The sequence below is a fragment of the Martelella alba genome, assembly GCF_005217455.1.
GTDB lineage: Bacteria > Pseudomonadota > Gammaproteobacteria > Enterobacterales > Enterobacteriaceae > Acerihabitans.
Genome location: NZ_SZPQ01000039.1, coordinates 25,717 through 42,129, shown reverse-complemented (window position 1 = coordinate 42,129; position 16,413 = coordinate 25,717). Strand labels below are relative to the sequence as shown.

General features: G+C 50.6%; 14 protein-coding genes and 1 pseudogene. 10 read left to right on the top strand and 5 right to left on the bottom strand.

Features of this window, described 5'->3' with window-relative positions:
• Positions 1–84 precede the first annotated feature (84 nt).
• The 6 genes from FCN80_RS20725 (at position 85) to FCN80_RS20700 (ending at position 6,644) form a co-directional block, all read left to right on the top strand.
• Entirely contained in the window at positions 85–1,110 is a 1,026-nt protein-coding gene (locus FCN80_RS20725; protein WP_306767909.1) for an MFS transporter, read from the top strand.
• 310 nt (positions 1,111–1,420) lie between these two features.
• The gene (locus FCN80_RS20720; protein WP_170975476.1) at positions 1,421–2,521 is read left to right on the top strand and encodes a porin; all 1,101 of its coding nucleotides are present in this window, start codon (positions 1,421–1,423) and stop codon (positions 2,519–2,521) included.
• A gap of 496 nt (positions 2,522–3,017) precedes the next feature.
• Entirely contained in the window at positions 3,018–4,340 is a 1,323-nt protein-coding gene (locus FCN80_RS20715) for an MFS transporter (protein ID WP_170975475.1), read from the top strand.
• A gap of 20 nt (positions 4,341–4,360) precedes the next feature.
• Positions 4,361–5,524 (top strand): mandelate racemase/muconate lactonizing enzyme family protein, encoded by a 1,164-nt coding sequence (locus FCN80_RS20710; protein ID WP_136992251.1) that lies wholly within the window; start codon positions 4,361–4,363, stop codon positions 5,522–5,524.
• The gene (locus FCN80_RS20705; RefSeq protein ID WP_136992250.1) at positions 5,518–6,414 is read left to right on the top strand and encodes a dihydrodipicolinate synthase family protein; all 897 of its coding nucleotides are present in this window, start codon (positions 5,518–5,520) and stop codon (positions 6,412–6,414) included. Before FCN80_RS20710 ends, FCN80_RS20705 begins: the two co-directional genes overlap by 7 nt.
• A complete protein-coding gene (locus FCN80_RS20700; RefSeq protein ID WP_136992249.1) occupies positions 6,411–6,644 on the top strand; it encodes a 2-dehydro-3-deoxygalactonokinase in 234 nt (77 codons plus the stop codon). The genes FCN80_RS20705 and FCN80_RS20700 overlap by 4 nt, the downstream gene beginning before the upstream one ends.
• 40 nt (positions 6,645–6,684) lie before the next feature.
• Here the strand turns inward: FCN80_RS20700 and FCN80_RS20695 are convergent, their stop codons facing one another.
• Together FCN80_RS20695 and FCN80_RS20690 are read right to left on the bottom strand one after the other, a co-directional pair.
• Positions 6,685–7,365: an IclR family transcriptional regulator gene (locus tag FCN80_RS20695; RefSeq protein WP_136992248.1), complete on the bottom strand. Its 681-nt coding sequence runs from the start codon at positions 7,363–7,365 to the stop codon at positions 6,685–6,687.
• Positions 7,366–7,814: 449 nt separating this feature from the next.
• A complete protein-coding gene (locus tag FCN80_RS20690; RefSeq protein ID WP_230492823.1) occupies positions 7,815–8,699 on the bottom strand; it encodes a LysR family transcriptional regulator in 885 nt (294 codons plus the stop codon).
• Positions 8,700–8,939: 240 nt separating this feature from the next.
• Here FCN80_RS20690 and FCN80_RS20685 point away from each other — a divergent pair.
• The 4 genes and pseudogenes from FCN80_RS20685 to FCN80_RS20665 all read left to right on the top strand — a co-directional run.
• Positions 8,940–9,138, top strand: a pseudogene (locus tag FCN80_RS20685) (IS110 family transposase); the annotation flags it as partial.
• Positions 9,139–9,358: 220 nt separating this feature from the next.
• The gene (locus tag FCN80_RS20680) at positions 9,359–10,750 is read left to right on the top strand and encodes an MFS transporter (protein ID WP_136992246.1); all 1,392 of its coding nucleotides are present in this window, start codon (positions 9,359–9,361) and stop codon (positions 10,748–10,750) included.
• A gap of 631 nt (positions 10,751–11,381) precedes the next feature.
• The gene (locus FCN80_RS20670) at positions 11,382–11,630 is read left to right on the top strand and encodes an enolase C-terminal domain-like protein (RefSeq protein WP_170975474.1); all 249 of its coding nucleotides are present in this window, start codon (positions 11,382–11,384) and stop codon (positions 11,628–11,630) included.
• An 11-nt stretch (positions 11,631–11,641) separates the two neighbouring features.
• Positions 11,642–12,949 carry a GntP family permease gene (locus FCN80_RS20665; protein ID WP_136992244.1) on the top strand — a complete coding sequence of 436 codons (1,308 nt, stop codon included), beginning with the start codon at positions 11,642–11,644 and terminating at the stop codon, positions 12,947–12,949.
• Between the two features lie 698 nt (positions 12,950–13,647).
• Here the strand turns inward: FCN80_RS20665 and yjfP are convergent.
• From yjfP to FCN80_RS20650, 3 genes are read right to left on the bottom strand one after another with little or no spacing between them, the layout of a single operon-like run.
• Positions 13,648–14,403, bottom strand: a complete 756-nt coding sequence (gene yjfP / locus FCN80_RS20660; RefSeq protein ID WP_170975473.1) for an esterase — start codon at positions 14,401–14,403, stop codon at positions 13,648–13,650.
• A gap of 53 nt (positions 14,404–14,456) precedes the next feature.
• Positions 14,457–15,560: a mandelate racemase/muconate lactonizing enzyme family protein gene (locus FCN80_RS20655; protein ID WP_136992242.1), complete on the bottom strand. Its 1,104-nt coding sequence runs from the start codon at positions 15,558–15,560 to the stop codon at positions 14,457–14,459.
• Entirely contained in the window at positions 15,557–16,357 is an 801-nt protein-coding gene (locus FCN80_RS20650; protein WP_136992241.1) for an NAD-dependent epimerase/dehydratase family protein, read from the bottom strand. The genes FCN80_RS20655 and FCN80_RS20650 overlap by 4 nt, the downstream gene beginning before the upstream one ends.
• Positions 16,358–16,413: the final 56 nt, after the last annotated feature.

Genomic DNA, 16,413 nt, shown 5'->3' with positions numbered 1-16,413 from the left:
GAAAAGCGAGTATTTTTAGTCATCCTGTTACCTCTCTCTCAAAGAGTTTAGTCTCCAGGATTCCCGGGGCGGTTCAGGTCCCTTATCACCGCACTGCATTTCCTCGCCAACAGTTTCGGTACGCTGATAGGCTTAAGAATAGGTATCGGGACTTTCGAAGCGCCGGTAATGCCGTCCAATAACCGTGTTATTTCAAGCTGGTTCCCGGAGCAAGAACGCGCGACAGCCATCGGTATTTATTCTTCGGCGCAATTCGTGGGCATGGCCTGCCTGACCCCACTGCTATTCCATATCCAGGCGCTCTTTGGCTGGCGCGGCCTGTTTCTGTGCACCGGTGTAGCGGGTATGGTCTGGGCGGTCCTATGGTATTGGCTCTATCGCGAGCCGCTGGAGCATAAACGGGTTTCGAAAGCGGAAATCGACTACATCCGCGACGGTGGCGCATTGCTGGAAAGCCGGCAGGAGAAGAACGCACGCACGTTCAACTGGCCCGATCTCAAATTGATGTTCAGTAGCCGCAAACTGATTGGCATTTATCTCGGACAGTTCACTATTTCCGCCACCTTCTGGTTTTTTCTCACTTGGTTTCCCACCTATTTGGTGAAATATCGCCATATGGATTTCATCAAATCCGGTTATGTGGCATCGGTTCCCTACTTGGCGGCCTTTTGTGGGGTACTGCTGGCGGGCTGGGTTTCCGATCGGCTGATCCGTCGGGGCGTCTCGCCGAGCGTTGCCCGTAAATCCCCGGTTATCCTTGGTATGGCACTGACCCTGTTTATTCTTGGCGCCAGTTATACCAATAATTCTGTCTGGATCATTTTTTTTATGTCGATTGCCTTTTTCGGCAACGGCCTCGCAACCATTACCTGGGTATTTGTCACCGCACTTTCGCCCAAACATTTAATTGGCTTGGCGGGAGGCGTATTCAATTTTACCGGCGCGCTCTCTTCCATTGTGGTACCTATTGCGATTGGCGCACTTATCGATGGGGATAACTTTGCCCCGGCACTGGTATTTATCGCGGCACTGGCAGGGTTAGGAATATTTTCCTATCTGTTTGTGGTGGGCGAAATTAAACCGGATACCTCAACTGCCCTGACCAAATAGCAGCTTAGCCGGCAAGCTTACACTACGAAATAGGTTATTTTATCGCACTCACTGCCTATAAGGGTAGGCGCTTGTTCTGTCGCTCAGCTCTGGTGTAGGGATTCCGGCTGCAACAAATGTATCTGATGACTATACCGGGATCATACCATTCCTCCGGTTCGGCGGTCTCATGCCTCAATCCGGTGGGAAATCATTTTCTTGTCTGCTGATAGCACAGTTCAATTAAGCGGCATTTTATGAGAGGAATAAGAATATGATGGCCTTAAGGAAAACGGCTGTACTTTTCACAGTCATATCTTTAAGTTTGACAGTGTTACCTGATATCGCTCAGGCGGATATCACCCTACTGAACCGAAACAATAGCGTGCCAATGCTTGATGGGCTGGAATTACAAGTCGGCGGATTTCTCCGGCCGCAATACCGCAATAAAATGGGATCGGCTGATGATGGCACGTATATGCAACGAGGCTATGACAGCGGTAGTTTAGTACATACCTCAATAAACTATTATCTTAATGATAATATCAGCGTACTGTGGTATTACGAAGTCAGCTTCGACATTTTTAATGAGCTCGGTTCCAGCAGTCATTATGATCACCATAAAGATACCACTTATATTCGCAAAAATTATTACGGTATATCAAGCCAGACTTTTGGAACGCTGACCTTCGGTCAGCAAAACAGCGTTTATTACAGTGTCATCGGCGCAAAGACTGATCTGTGGGATAATGACGAACATGGTCAGGCATCGGGTAATGGTGTCAATGGCAACTTTGACGGTTCCTTCCGTGCCAAGCAACTGCTCAAGTATGTGGTCGACGCCGGTCCGGTGACGCTCAGCACCAGTTGGGACGCGCCAATGGACGATTATTATGTCGAAAGCGACAATGTCCGTTATCAGCGCCAGACCGGGGGAGCGTTGGGCATCGACTACCACGTAACCAAGGATGTAACGCTCAGTGCCGCCTACAGCTATACCCGCGCCTATATCATCAATCGCACGCCCGTCGGCAACGGGGAGGATACCGTGGGTTACAACCAGCAGCTCACCGGCGTGGCGGCACAATGGAAACCGAACAACTGGACGCTGGCGGGCTCCACAGGCTTGTTCCACGACTTTATCCCGTTGCGCCAGGGACGGATACCGGCGAAATATTTCGCCGGTCAGGCGAGGGGCTGGGAATATCTGGCCGCATATCGCTGGCCACTGAACCGGCGATTTATTAGCGCCGTTAAGCCGTACGTGGCCGGCGACGGGATGCGCTGGGACAATTACCATGCCATTCACAGTTATCTAGGTATCGCCACTGAATTACCATACGGTTTCCAAATCGATTACGAACATACCTTCAGCAATACCACGGATAATCAGCCGGATGAAAACTGGGTCCGACTTTGGTACCGATTTTGATCGAACACTTCTCCGGGCCGGGCCGATAACGGTCCGCCCGACAAGCCCTCCCTCACAGTAAAACGCGTATTTCCTCCAAATCGGGTAAATGATACCGGATGTAAAAGCACCGGCCTGTCACGGCCGGGCGCTTTTCAATAAGCCGTGAGATGCAATGCCTCGGCCTCTTTTTCTCCTTCACCAGCTCTTGACGGTTAATACCGCCATGACTTTAGCAAGGCGTTGCGATACCGTCCCACGTTCATCCTAGTCAAACGGCTCAGGGATTAATGCGTTATCAATGCTACAGTTTTGATACGCCCTTTTTTCTAATGCTTCACTATATGAAGCAATTTTGCCCGTTATTTTATGACTGCTTTCACGCAACGAAGACGTACGATAGCGCCCTGTCCCCGCCCGCCTACACTGCTGTTCAGGTAAACAAAATAGCTATCGAAGCCTTCCGGAGTTCCTTGTGTACCCTCAATGGCGAACGACGCTTCGTTCAGGAGACAAAATGACAAATTCCATCACTCAGCGGACGGCAATGTATGAGGCTGAGGCAGCACGAACCAAAAGGCAGCGAACCTTTAAAATCATGATGTCGGCGGGTATCGGTCACTTTATCGAGTGGTTCGACTTCGGCCTCTATGGCACGCTCGCGGCCATCATCGGCAGCAATTTCTTTTCCAGCGGCGATCCGACGGTGGCGCTGCTGAAATCCTTCGCCGTGTTCGGTTCCGGATTTATGATGCGTCCGCTAGGCGGCTTTTTCTTCGGATCAATGGGCGACAGGCTGGGACGCAGGAAGGTATTGGTGACAGTAATTGTCATTACATCTTTTTCCACCTTTGCCATGGGCATCCTTCCCACTTACCCGAACGTCGGAATCATCGCGCCCGTACTATTGGTATCAATCCGGTTGGTGCAGGGGTTCGCGGCGGGCGGTGAAAGCTCCGGCGTTATTACATACCTTGCCGAAAGCGCTCAACCCCATCGCCGGGCCAGCCTGACCTGCTGGAGCGAAAACTTCAGTTTTATGGCGTTTGTCTGCGGTTCCGGATCGGTACTGCTTCTGACGCACCTGCTGGGTGAGCCAGCCATGAACGATTGGGGTTGGCGTATTCCCTTCCTATTGGCCGCTCCCTTAGGACTCGGCGGTCTCTACATGCGCCGCAACATGGAAGATTCCGCTGAATTCCGTATGCTGCAAAAAGAAGGGAAACTGGAACATTCCCCACTGCGTACCACGCTGACGGCCTCCACCCGCGCCTTGCTGTTTTGCGTCGGCTTTGTCGTGGTGAAGGCGGTGAGCAGTTGGGTAATACAATCGTTTATGCCAAGCTACCTCTCAACCTATCTGCATTATTCCCGTACCGATTCCTACTTGATAACCACAATTGGCCTGCTCAGCGTGGCCATCGTGATGCCTCTGTCCGGCTGCTTGTCTGATCGGTGGGGCCGCCGACCGCTGATGCTGATCGGCTGTGGCGGTTTCATCTTGCTGTCCTATCCGGCAATGCTGGTGATGGCTCAGGGATCGGTCGCCATCTCCGTCGCCGCCATGAGCCTGCTTGGGATCCTGATCGCCCTGTTCAACGGCGGCTGCGGCGCGGCGATGGCGGAACTTTTCCCTACCACGCTACGCTACGGCGGTATCGCCATCGCCTACAACATGACGGTGGCACTCTTCGGAGGTGTGACGCCGCTTGTTTCGGCGAGCCTGATCTCCGCCACCGGTGACCCGTTGTCACCTGCTTTCTACGTCATGCTTACCGCGCTTATCTCTTTTGTCGCCGTTTTGTTCGCCAAAGAAACCGCCGGCAAAAAACTGGATTAACCCGCATAACCGGAGTGGATATGAAGATTGTTGATGTGCAATGTTTCCCGTTAAAAATTAAACCGAAAGAGATTTATCTCGGCGGGGATCCGGATGAGGGCGCCGGGGATTACTACTATCGCCCGGAATACCGCTGCGTCTATTCACGCAAAATGGAAACCTGCCTGGTAAAGATAACCTGCGATGATGGCCATGTTGGGTGGGGCGAGGCCCTGGCCCCGGTCGTGCCACAAGTGGCCGCGCAATTGATAACACACTTGTTCAAACCCCTGCTGCTCGGTGCCAACCCGTTTGCAAGCAATGTGCTGAACGCGCGGATGTATAACTCGATGCGCGACCGCGGCCATGTCAGCGGTTATCACATTGATGCGCTGGCGGCGGTCGATATCGCGCTGTGGGATCTCAAAGGACATATCCTGGGCCTACCAGTTCACCAGTTGCTGGGCGGCAACTTCTGCGACCGTATACCCTGCTATGTTTCAGGACTCCCGCGTCCTACCATTGAGGCCCGCTGCGAGTTGGCCCGCGAATGGCAGGCTAAAAACTTTAACGCCGTGAAACTGGCGCTTGGCTACGGCGTCACCGAGGACCTGGACAATATAAGTGCCATTCGGGAAGCGCTCGGGCCGCAAGCAACCTTGTTTATCGACGCGCACTGGAATTACAGCGTACACGAGGCGTCAACGTTGGCGGAAGGACTTAAAGCCTATGACGTCCGTTTTCTGGAAGCACCGTTGCTGCCGGAAGACGTCGCGGGCCATCGGGAATTACGCCAAAGAATCGCGGTGCCGGTGGCACTCGGCGAAACAGAGCGTACCCGCTATCAGTTCCGTCCTTTTATCGAGCAGCGCGCGATCGACATTCTGCAACCGGATGTCGGTCGCACCGGCATTACTGAACTGATGCACATTGCCTCGCTGGCCGAAACCTGGAATCTGCAAGTGGCCCCGCATCTGAGCGTCGGTCTGGGACCCTGCATCGCAGCCTCCATCCAGGTGGCGGCCGCGCTACCCAATCTCTTTATGCTCGAGTTTCAGCCTCCGGTGTTTGACGTGGCCAATAGCCTGCTGCGCCAGCCGCTCTTTTGCGCGGAAGGTCATTATGCGCTGCCCGCGTCGCCGGGCCTGGGTATTGAAATCAATGAAGAAAAAGTCCATGAAAATGACTGGAGTGACGCATGTTAAAAGGTAATGTTCCTATCCTGGCGACCGCTTTTGATCAACAGGGCGCGGTCGATCTACTCGCCATCGGCAGGCTGGTGCGTTTTTTACTTGAAAAGGGCATCGACGGTCTGGCGTTGTTCGGCAATGCTTCGGAAGGCTATGCGCTGACCGGGCGGGAAAAAGAAGACATTTTTCACAGCGTAAAGGCCCTCACTGGCGGTTTGCCGCTGGTCGTCGCCACCGGCGGCGGCGCCTCGGCGATAGCGATAGAAGAAATAAAACGCGTGCAGTGGTGGGGCGCGGATGTGGCGATGATCAATCCCCCCTCGGTTGTCAAACCCGGCCCGGAAGAGATCTACCGATTCTACCGCGATATCTGCCGGCAGTGCGATATCGACATTATGATTCAAGACGCGCCGCAAATGACCGGCGTCAACTTTCCGGTGCCTGTCTTGGTCCGGCTGTGTGAGGATTTCCCGCAGATTCGCTACATCAAAGTGGAACAACCGCCCACTACGCTGAAAATCAGCCAGCTTAAGGCTGCGCTGGGAGATAAGGTAGGGCTCTTCGGCGGGCTCAATGCCGGTTTTTTATACGAGGAACTCATGAGGGGCATTGTCGGCACCATGCCCGCCTGTGAATTCCCTGATGTCATCAATGCCATTTTGCAGGCCTGGGCACATGACCGGGAAGCGGCGCGAAGCGTGTTTTACCGCTACCTGCCTTTCCTGCGCTATGGCGTTCAGCCGGGCTTGGGCGTGGCGGTTCATAAGGAGATCTTGCACCGCTCGGGGCTGTTTGCCACTTCAGCCGTGCGAGATCCCGCGAAGGGACTTGATGAAATGACACGCCGAGAGCTCAAGGAGATAACTGACCATCTGCCGCTGGCGATTCTGGGGCAGGTGCAATGAACTATATTGCCGTCGATTGGGGAAGTAGTAATTTCCGCGCCATGCGCGTTAAAAAGGGCAAGGTGATTAGCGGCGTGCAGTCCGAAAAAGGCGTCGCCCGCTGTCCGCGCGAGCAGTTAGGGGCAATTTTACGCGAAGAATTGACACGGCTGGGGGATGATTTTGACGAGCGGTTGCCGGTGATCCTTTACGGTATGTCTCCGACGTGGAAATTCCCTCTAATGTTATAAAGTTCAGCGGAATACTGGCTGATCACCTTAGCAGCGATTTTTATCCGCCGCTGATTTTTTGCGCAGCCGAAACCAGGAATTGCTTCAACGTTTCGAGTTCCAACTTTTCGCCGCTCAGGTTTGATAATGCTATCGCCGCTTGCATGCCCGGAATGGAGCAGGCCATCCGGTAATCATTCCCCGGCGGGTACCGTTTCACCAAAACCTGATGGCGCCTGGCGTTGTCGATATCTTCTTTTATTAGTTGAAAATCATGTATGCCAATTAACCGGATGATCTCTTCATCACTGCACCCGGCCAAAAGTTTAATGCCAATAATTGAATCGGTAACCGGAAATGAATCATAATTGCCTATTGCCCGGGCCACGCTTTTCCCCTGCCGGGTATGGATCAGATACACCACATCCTTGCCGCTCAATACGCCGATAACAATGGATACCGGTTTGTTGCCCACTTCTTCAAGTATTTCAAGCACCGCTTTATAAAAGGCGGAATTATGAATAGCGTGGGCCGAAAAACGATGCACCCCAAGTCCAAGGGAATACTTGCGTTTTTCATTACGGTGCACCATCTCCAACGCAAGCAGCGTTTGCATTATCCGGGTGACTTTTGCCGAATCCAGAGACAACTTGCGGCCAATTTCGCGGATTCCCGTCGGTTCGCTAACGGTCGCCAGCAGGTTCATACAACGAAACGCATCATATACTGAACGTAATAGCATCTTTTTTTCCGTCTGAGTACATTGCGTTTTCACGCGCATCCGATCAGTAATTGGCTTTCACGTTCGATCAGCTTTTGGCGCGTTGATTCTATCAAGCTTAGCCTTAGCTCTTTTTTCTCCCGCTGCCAACCCCAGTTTATTTTTCCTCAGGAATTCATTCTGTAGCTCCAGTCGGTAGACGTTGTGAACCAGCCGGTCCCGCGTGAAAGTTTTTGTTCGCATAACCAAAGATGCTCTGACGCTCCAGCCAATCATCCGTAACAGGCGGGACGCTGGCCAGGCTACTATGCGCCACCGCCAGTGCAAATAGCGGCCAACCTGATAAGTCAGCAAAATCTGCCATTATCACCCCTTCGGATAAAGTGAATTTAAAAGATCTCCATTTAGTATGAGACAACAATAACTCCCTCAATGCACCGGACTGAGTTATTGTTGTCTCATACTATCCATCAGTTCAGTAACATTCCGACCAGGTAGTCAATAAAAGCCGTCACCCGGCGTGGCGGATATCGGCCCGCCGCGTGCACGGCGTAAAGGTTCACGTCCGTCTGCTGAAAAGTTTCCAGCGCCGTTTCAAGGTTACCTGCCTGCAAGTCGTCGGCAACGTCGTAATCTGACTTGAGAACCACGCCAGAACCTTCTATGGCCCATTGCCGCAACAGACCGCCATCGTTAGTAGCCCGGTTTCCCGAGACTTTCACGGTAAGTTCCCTGTTGTTGTCCTGGAACCGCCAGATATGTTGAGGATCGCCTCGACGTGACAGCACTAAGCAATTGTGCTCCACCAACTCCTCGGGGTGCCGTGGCTTCCCGTGTCGGGCCCAATAGGCGGGTGAAGCGCAAACTGAACGACCAGCTTGCAAAATCAGCCGGGCCTTGAGTCGAGAATCGGTCAGCGGTCCGGTGCGAAGTGCCAGATCGTAGCCGGTCTCGATCAGGTTTATGACTTCGTCGTCCAGAGATAGCTCAAACTTCACTCCGGAATGGTGTGCCTGGAAACCGTCGATCAGTGCCGATAGCCGTGAGCGTCCGAAGTCGTTGATACAGGTTAACCGGATAATCCCCTTCAGCCGCCCAGCATCAGCTACCTGGTCGATGGCTTCATCCAGATCACCGATGATGCGACGACAGTGTTCGAGAAAACGCTCACCCTCCAGTGTCAATGACAAGCCTCGGGTGGAGCGGAGCAGCAGCCTGGCGCCAACGTAGGATTCCAAGCGTTGCAAGCTGGCCGTCACCGCGGACGGGGCCACACCGCGCATCTTGGCCGCTGCGGCCAGGCTACCATGATCGGTAATGGCGATAAGGTCACGCAGATGGGAAAGCAGGTCCATAATTCACATAAACAGAATAAAGGGAATATTTTAAACCCAATTGTTCTCTATTCATACATCATTTACGTTGTTTCTTTAACATTCCACCCAGTCATCTATGGAGAATAAGATGAACGCATCCCAACTATTTGACATACACCGCAGAGGCTGAAAGGCGCGGGTGTGGAGCCCCGCAGATTTTCGGCATCATTGTGCCCAATAACGGAATGCATATCGCTCCCCAGACAGGAGGCTCCACACATGAATAAATATACTCCGGTTGGCGTAGATAGATATCGCAAAGCACCTGATTAAGGTTCACTTCATTGATTAACATAGCGGCGAAGTGGTGGACAGGCAATTGTGCCGTCAGGATTTCCTGACCTTCTTCAGCAACCGGGAACCCTGTCTGATTGGTATGGAAGCCTGCGGCGGCTCCCAGTGCTGTGCCAGGGAGCTGAAAACCATTAACCCATAAACGAAAGGGGGAATGCGGAAAGGTTGCGAGGGCAGCCAGAGTGATGACGAAGACAGGTAAGACCGGGATTTGCGAAACCTGAATGGTTTGTCGGGCCTGAAGCCCCCCAGGAAAATGAGGTGCGAGTCTGCGAATCTCATCAGGGCCCGCAGCGCAGGTGCAATAAGACTGGATAAATGACTAAATGGAGCGCGCACATTCAATGCCGATGATCGATTGCCGTGCCAGGCTGGCCTTACTGGTGGCAGGCACGTTTTTCATGGAGAACCTGGACGCTACGGTGATCACCCCGGCAATCCCGGCGATGGCTCACAGCTTCGCCGTGCTACCGGTTGATCTCAATGCTGGCGTGTCAGTTTATATGCTGACGCTAGGCGTCCTCATCCCTATCAGCGGCTGGGCGGCGGAGCGCTTCGGCGCGCGGTGCGTGTTCTCTGTCGCCATTGCCTTGTTTACCATTGCTTCACTGCTATGCGGCCTGTCGGAATCGCTGCTGCAGTTCGTTATCACGCGTATTTTGCAAGGCATCGGAGGAGCGCTGATGGTGCCGGTCGGGCGGCTGGTGGTACTACGCGAAACACCCAAGAAGGAACTAATACGAGCCATCGCGGTACTGACCTGGCCGGCGCTGGTGGCACCGGTGTTAGGGCCGCCGTTGGGCGGACTGATAGCTGACCACGGCAACTGGCGCTGGATTTTCTGGCTCAATCTGCCGCTGGGAGTGATTGCCTTTCTACTGGCATGGTGGATCGTGCCAGCGTTGAAGCCCGACCGGGAAAAGTCCTTCGACTGGCCGGGCTTCCTGCTGACCGGCGGCGGCCTTTTTGGTCTAATGACGGCCACTGAAATCTTGTCTCGGACCGAGGCGGCATGGGATGAATCGGTGCTGCCGCTGGTTGTCGGCCTGGTACTGATGGGGATGGGCGTGGTCCACCTCAAACGTGCGGCACGGCCAATGTTCAACCTCGGCGCGCTCGCGTTTCCGACTTTCGCCGTGGCGATCTGCGGGGGTTCGCTGTTCCGTTTGGGGGTAAGCGCGATACCGTTCCTGATCCCACTGATGTTCCAACTCGGTTTCGGCTTTGACGCTTTCTCGGCGGGTGCGATGCTGATGGCGGTGTTCGCCGGAAACCTGGCGATGAAGCCGATGACCACATGGGTGATGCGCCGCTTCGGCTTCCGGCAAGTGCTGGTCATCAATGGCCTGCTCAATGCCACCCTGATCGGCATTTGTGCATTGTTCTCCAGTCAGATACCGCTGTGGCTCATCTGCGTCGTGTTATTCCTCGGAGGGATGGCTCGCTCAATGCAGTTCACCGCACTCAATACTATAGCGTTCTCAGATGTGCCACAGGCGCAAATGTCAGATGCCAACACACTATTCTCTATGGCAATCCAGCTTGCTATGGGTCTGGGTGTCGCACTAGGCGCGATCGCCTGGCGTATTGGACAAGCCGTGTTGCCTCATGCGGGGGTTGAAATGCCATTTCGCATCGCGTTCCTGGTCGTTGCCATGACCGCGCTCTTGGCGGTGGTGGATAGTGCCCGGCTTAAGCCCGGTGCCGGCGATCATGTAGCCAAAGACAAATCCTGATAGAGTGAAGTGGGCTAGCATCAATCTTCGGCATCGACTTCAGCCACTTCAGCGTGACCGTCAGGGCATTGATGCGGTTTGCGCATGTTTCACACAGGAGGGCGGAATATTACGGGAAGGCCTCTACATCATCATAGCTAAAGAATAGCTGCCTGGACAGTCAGAGGTTGGTTCACAAAGGGGGCTAGATCTAAAAGATCCTCTTGGTTAACACCAAGTCAGCAAAGGCGTAATCCGGCATGAAGTAAGGAGTCATTCGTACGGTCAGGCAACCGGTTATGAGGAAATTGGATAGACCAATATACCGATTCTTTTCACGTACTGTCCCTCTACAGATCCATTATACCACTTAATAACTCCTCTGATCTGATGGTTTTTGTGAGATTACTATCATTTCTGATTAAATTGGATGGACAACCAACCTAATTAATAGAATAGTCAGCGTAACAGAACCAAAATCAGTGAAAGGCCTTTCAGATGTACAAAACCAATTTCAAGCCAGGATCTACCCGTTCGGCGGTACGGAGCGCGCAATGGCGTAGCATAGATATCCGAGTGGAAGACATGGGCAAGCCCAAAATCGCTATCATTAATGCTTCCCACAAGCTTTCCAACTGTTATGTTCATCTGGATGAAACTGCCCGTATCGATGCACTCATTTGGCTCTGCCTTACATTTTGCAGCCAGCTTGCACATGGCGGCCTCGCTGGTCAACACTGAACGAGTTGAATCGGAAGAAAATGTTAATCCCCTCAGAACCAAGATAATAAAACAACCGTTTGTTACCAACGAGAAGATGGATTTCATTTTACGCGATGAACATGGTTTAGGTATTGATATCGACTGGAATGAAGTGTGCCTTCTGACCGTCAAGAGATAAGGTGGAGTTTTATGTTGAGTATTTTTGGGCTGCTGGCTTCGATATTTGTCATTGCATTTCTTGTGTATCGAGGGTTGAATACAATCCCTGTGTCAATTATTGCTTCCATGGTTATCATTGTCAGTAATCATATGCCAATCTGGAAAACTTTCATGGAAGGCTACGCTGTAGCCCTGCAAAATTTTGCTGGTAATTATTTTATTATGTTCGTGCTGGCCGCTATTTTCGGGGTCATGATGGAAAAGAGTGGAGCGGCCTTTTCAATATCACTCTGGTTGATGAAAATTCTGGGAAAAGAAAGGGTGATTCTGGTTATCTTTCTAACTACGCTGGTTCTTACCTACTCGGGGATAAGTACCTTCCTGGTTGCTTTCACACTTTATCCTATCGGTCTAGCCTTATTCCGTGCGGCGGATATCCCAATGAAGCTTTTCCCCGGCACTGTATTGGCCGTCGCCGCCACCATTACCATGACAATGCTCCCAGGTACGCCATCAATACAGAATGTCATGCCGACCAAATACTTAGATACCACGATCTTCGCAGCGCCCTATATTGGCATTGCATGTTCGGTGTTAACGTTTATCCTGAATTATTATTATCTTGTTTCCCAGCAAAAAAAGTTGGCTTCCAAGGGAGAACACTTTGTTGTTACGGACGATAGCGCAAAGATGGAGTTGTTTGGAAAAGGCGAGGCTTCTGCACCGTCTATCATCTTATCTTTGATTCCTGTTGTGGTATTATTGGTAGCAATTTTTTCTTTGAAAGGCGTTGTGGACTCTCTTTACTCCGTCGTTATAGCAATGAGCCTATCGATATCTTCTGGCTTAGTTGTTTTTCATAAAAAGCATATCCTGAGTACAGTGCTCAATGATGGTTCTAAAAACGGAATTATTTCTTTGCTTATCACTGCCTCAGTCGTGGGATTTGGCGGAGTGGTAAAATACGCACCTTCATTTCAACTGTTTATCGATTATGTTAACAGATTCTCTTTCGACCCTTTAGTTTCCGCCTCTGTTTCAATCAATATATTTTCTGCGATAACGGGTTCAGCGGCGGGTGGCCTGGGTATTTTCCTTACGGCTCTCGGTGCCAAATATGCCGCTATGCAAATAAACCATGATGCCATACATCGCGTCATTACCATGTCATCAGGGGCGCTTGATGCGATGCCGCATTCAGCCGGGACAGTGGTAACGTCATCTATCGCCAGAGTCGAAATCAAAGATACCTATAAATATATTTTCACTACGTGCGCCATGGTGCCTTTACTGGCTATCGCTCTGGCAATCATTATGGCGAAGTTGGGTATCGTGTAAATATTACCGATAATTTTCTCGATTCAGCGCCGATGATACTCTGGAAGCGGCAGTCAGAGTTTTTTTACTCGTAACGCGCCAGTATGGTTTGCCTGCGGTGTTAAAACGTGACGTGCGCGATAGGACACAATCATTCCCGTCACTATGGTAATTTTATCTTCAAAAAGAGGACATAAACGACGTAAATACCTGTACTTGTGAGGTAAGTAACTCCCCCTTGCCCATAAATTGGGCAGCAGCAAATTAACCCTGGTGGCTTTCAGTAAAACGGATGTTTTCACACCCCATGACATCATAAGATTGTTTAACCGTAAGATGCCAATTGGGCAGTATTTGCGTGCTATAAGAGCAACGATCGCTACAGTTGCGGTTTGCAGGCCAATTTCAGTTTTTCAGCAACCCGAATTGAGATGCTTGATCTACTGACTTCTGACACCGCACGCAAACGCTTCTCCAGGTTCTAGCACACCAGGATGATCTTAGCACGGATGAGTGAAGTACCTTTCGGATACGGGCGAATTTTCCGGAATCACTCATAAGATCAAGCGAGTTAGGGGTGGGAAATCATTCTTAAAGATGCGTTTTTATCTATGGTTTCCATCCGCGTCAGTAAGTTGCAGATTTCCACTTTGCTGAAAACTGCGAGCCACCGAAGAGAAGAATGCTTAGCCCTTAAAGAAAGGGTTCCGGCGCCTGATTCATAACATATTGTGAAAAAATGCCACCCCTTGGTAGAGGGCTTCAGTAGTGACTTTATGCGTGGCATTTTCGTCAATGATCAATGTGGTTTTCGCTGCATAATCATGGTGTTGTAATTCAGCATAGAGTGCTTCGCTTTCATATACCGGTACTATTTCATCCTGCTTACCATGCCACAAGAAAAGTGGGACCGCGCCAAGGGCAGCGAGATTCATTCGTGAATCCAATTTATTCAAATTAGTCATGATCCGGTCAACCTGAGCAAAGTCCGCCTCATTGTTAATCGGCACTGGTGGAAAAAGATTATGCGATAATGTTGCAAAGAAACCTGAACCCATATAACTTGCCGCCGCATTGATGTTAGTATATTTGGCAAGTAATCCTAGTACTGTAAAACCGCCCATTGAAGTGCCGGATATGCCAATTTTCCCTTCAATCAGTAAACCCTTTTTCTGGTAGTGGCTTACGTACAAAGCAAATTCATCAATATTTCTTTCGAGTATTTCCCAAAATTGATAACGGCGACGTTCTATATTGCCATCAAAGCGTTGCCCATGCTGTATGGCTTCTGGAAGAATGACACGAAACCCAGCACGGGCAAATGCATAGCCAAAAAAGCTATGTAATTCTTTTGACGAGGTATAACCGTGAAAATGAAAAATTGTTGGTAATGCTTTATCTTTTTCACCCGCGGGAACCACATGTATAACAGGGATGTTCCCTATATATTCATCATAAATTTCAATCGGTTGCACATTGATCTCTTCGCTGAAAATGGCCTTTACTCGATTTTAGTATGCGTGATAACTCAAGGTATTTTATAATGGCTGATCACTACCTCATCAGGTTCCAACCCTATGCCTGGTCGATCACTTAGCATAAACAGGCTGCCGTTACGGATAGAGGTGTAATTAAACAAGTCGGCTTCGGGTCTAACATATAAATACTCCACATCTTTGATATTACAACACGCCTTAGCCAAATGTAAAGTTGCCAGAAAGCCTGGGCCGAAATAAGGGCAATGTGGCAGGATCTCCATATGCTGCAACAGCGCGTTTTTGGCAATTTTCAGAAATTCAGTAATACCGCCCACTTTCGTTACGCTAGGCTGGATAAAATCAACCGCTTGATATTCAAGAGCCAGCTGAAATTGATACTCAGTGCACCAATTTTCCCCAGCCACCAGTGGAACATGGAAATGACGCAGTTCCGCCAATACGGCGAACGCTTCCGGCGGGAAAATGGGCTCTTCCAGCCATGAAATACGTTTCATATTTTCAAATATATGTAAGTATTCCTTGGCTTGCTGTAACGACCAACTGCAGTTAACATCAATTGCCATTTGCGCGCTGGGACTATTTTTGCTGATATGGTCATGACAGGCGGTAATAATCGCCAGGTCAGTTTCATGAATCTTGACGTTGATAAACCCGTCATCGATCGCTTTTTGGCATTGGAACGGCGTTACAGTAGGGTCATTGTAACCGACAAGGCTGGCATAAGTGGGCAGCATTTTTTTCTCGTCGGCTCCCAGTAAACTGTATAATGGCGCTTTGTGGCGTTTTGCCCATAAATCCCACAGCGCAATATCAAGGCCGGAAATGGCGAACATGGTTATACCGTAACGACCATAGACATGCAATTTGTGTTGTATCGCGCGGCTCCAGTCAGATATGGATTCTACTTCGTGACCTTCTAATAAAGGTTTGAGAAGATTGTCAATGATTGCTTTCGTCGCTGCAGAAACAAAATAGCCGAAAGCTTCCCCCCACCCCACATTACCATCGCTATCCTCTACCCGGACCAGCACCATTTCCAGGCTATTCCAAGTTGTGGGCGTGACGACTTTTTTATTTCCCCCATCATCGAAGGGAATATTGATAGCCTGCGCCTGAACTGAGCGAATCTTCATCGTTGTTCTCCTATTTCCGGCGGGAATGGAATATAGGGCCCGCCAACCCACGCGGGGCCTTCCTCGTCAGGCATTTCATCGAGAGGAATGAAATCAACAGCTAAATTAGCTTGAGCATTATCCTGCGGGGTATAACCCAGTTCTCTCGCTCTGTCGTTCGGAAAAAATGCCCCTGGGCATGCTGAAATGCCGTAGACAATATCACCACGCGCATCTGGGTGTTCAAGACCAATCAGAGTCAGTTGCGCCATATCGGCGGCGCTTAGCCAGATATGTAGGCGACGACCATCCATGACTTTGTCCACCGCGCTTCCTATGCGAATACTTAATCCCTTAAGACCTATTTTATGGACATACAGCGCTAAAGCCGATTCGCCAAAGACTTTACTCAACGCATAAAACCCATCTGGGGCCACTGACGCATGATCGTCGTAAAAACCGCTCGCGGGATGATGACCCACAACATGATGCGAACTGGCATAGACAAAACGTGGAATGTTATAGTGTCTACACGCGTCAAGCAAATAAATCATCCCGCGATAATTCGCCTGGAGCGTATCTTCAAACGTGATATGCAAACTGTAGGCGCAAGCCAGATGAATGATACCTGCAATGTTTTCACACGCGTTCAATACGTCTTCCCTGTCGGCGATATCACCAATAACTTGTTCCTCGTTTTTTTGAATATCTTTACATCCCACACGATCGAATAAACGTAAACGATATCTATCACGTAAATAAGGGCGAAGCCGGGTACCTATTCCACCCGCTGCGCCGGTTATCAGGATCGTTTTCATTCTTTCCTCGCTAGATCAGCCGCCCTATGTCCCGAATTAATTCCCTCGGTTTAACA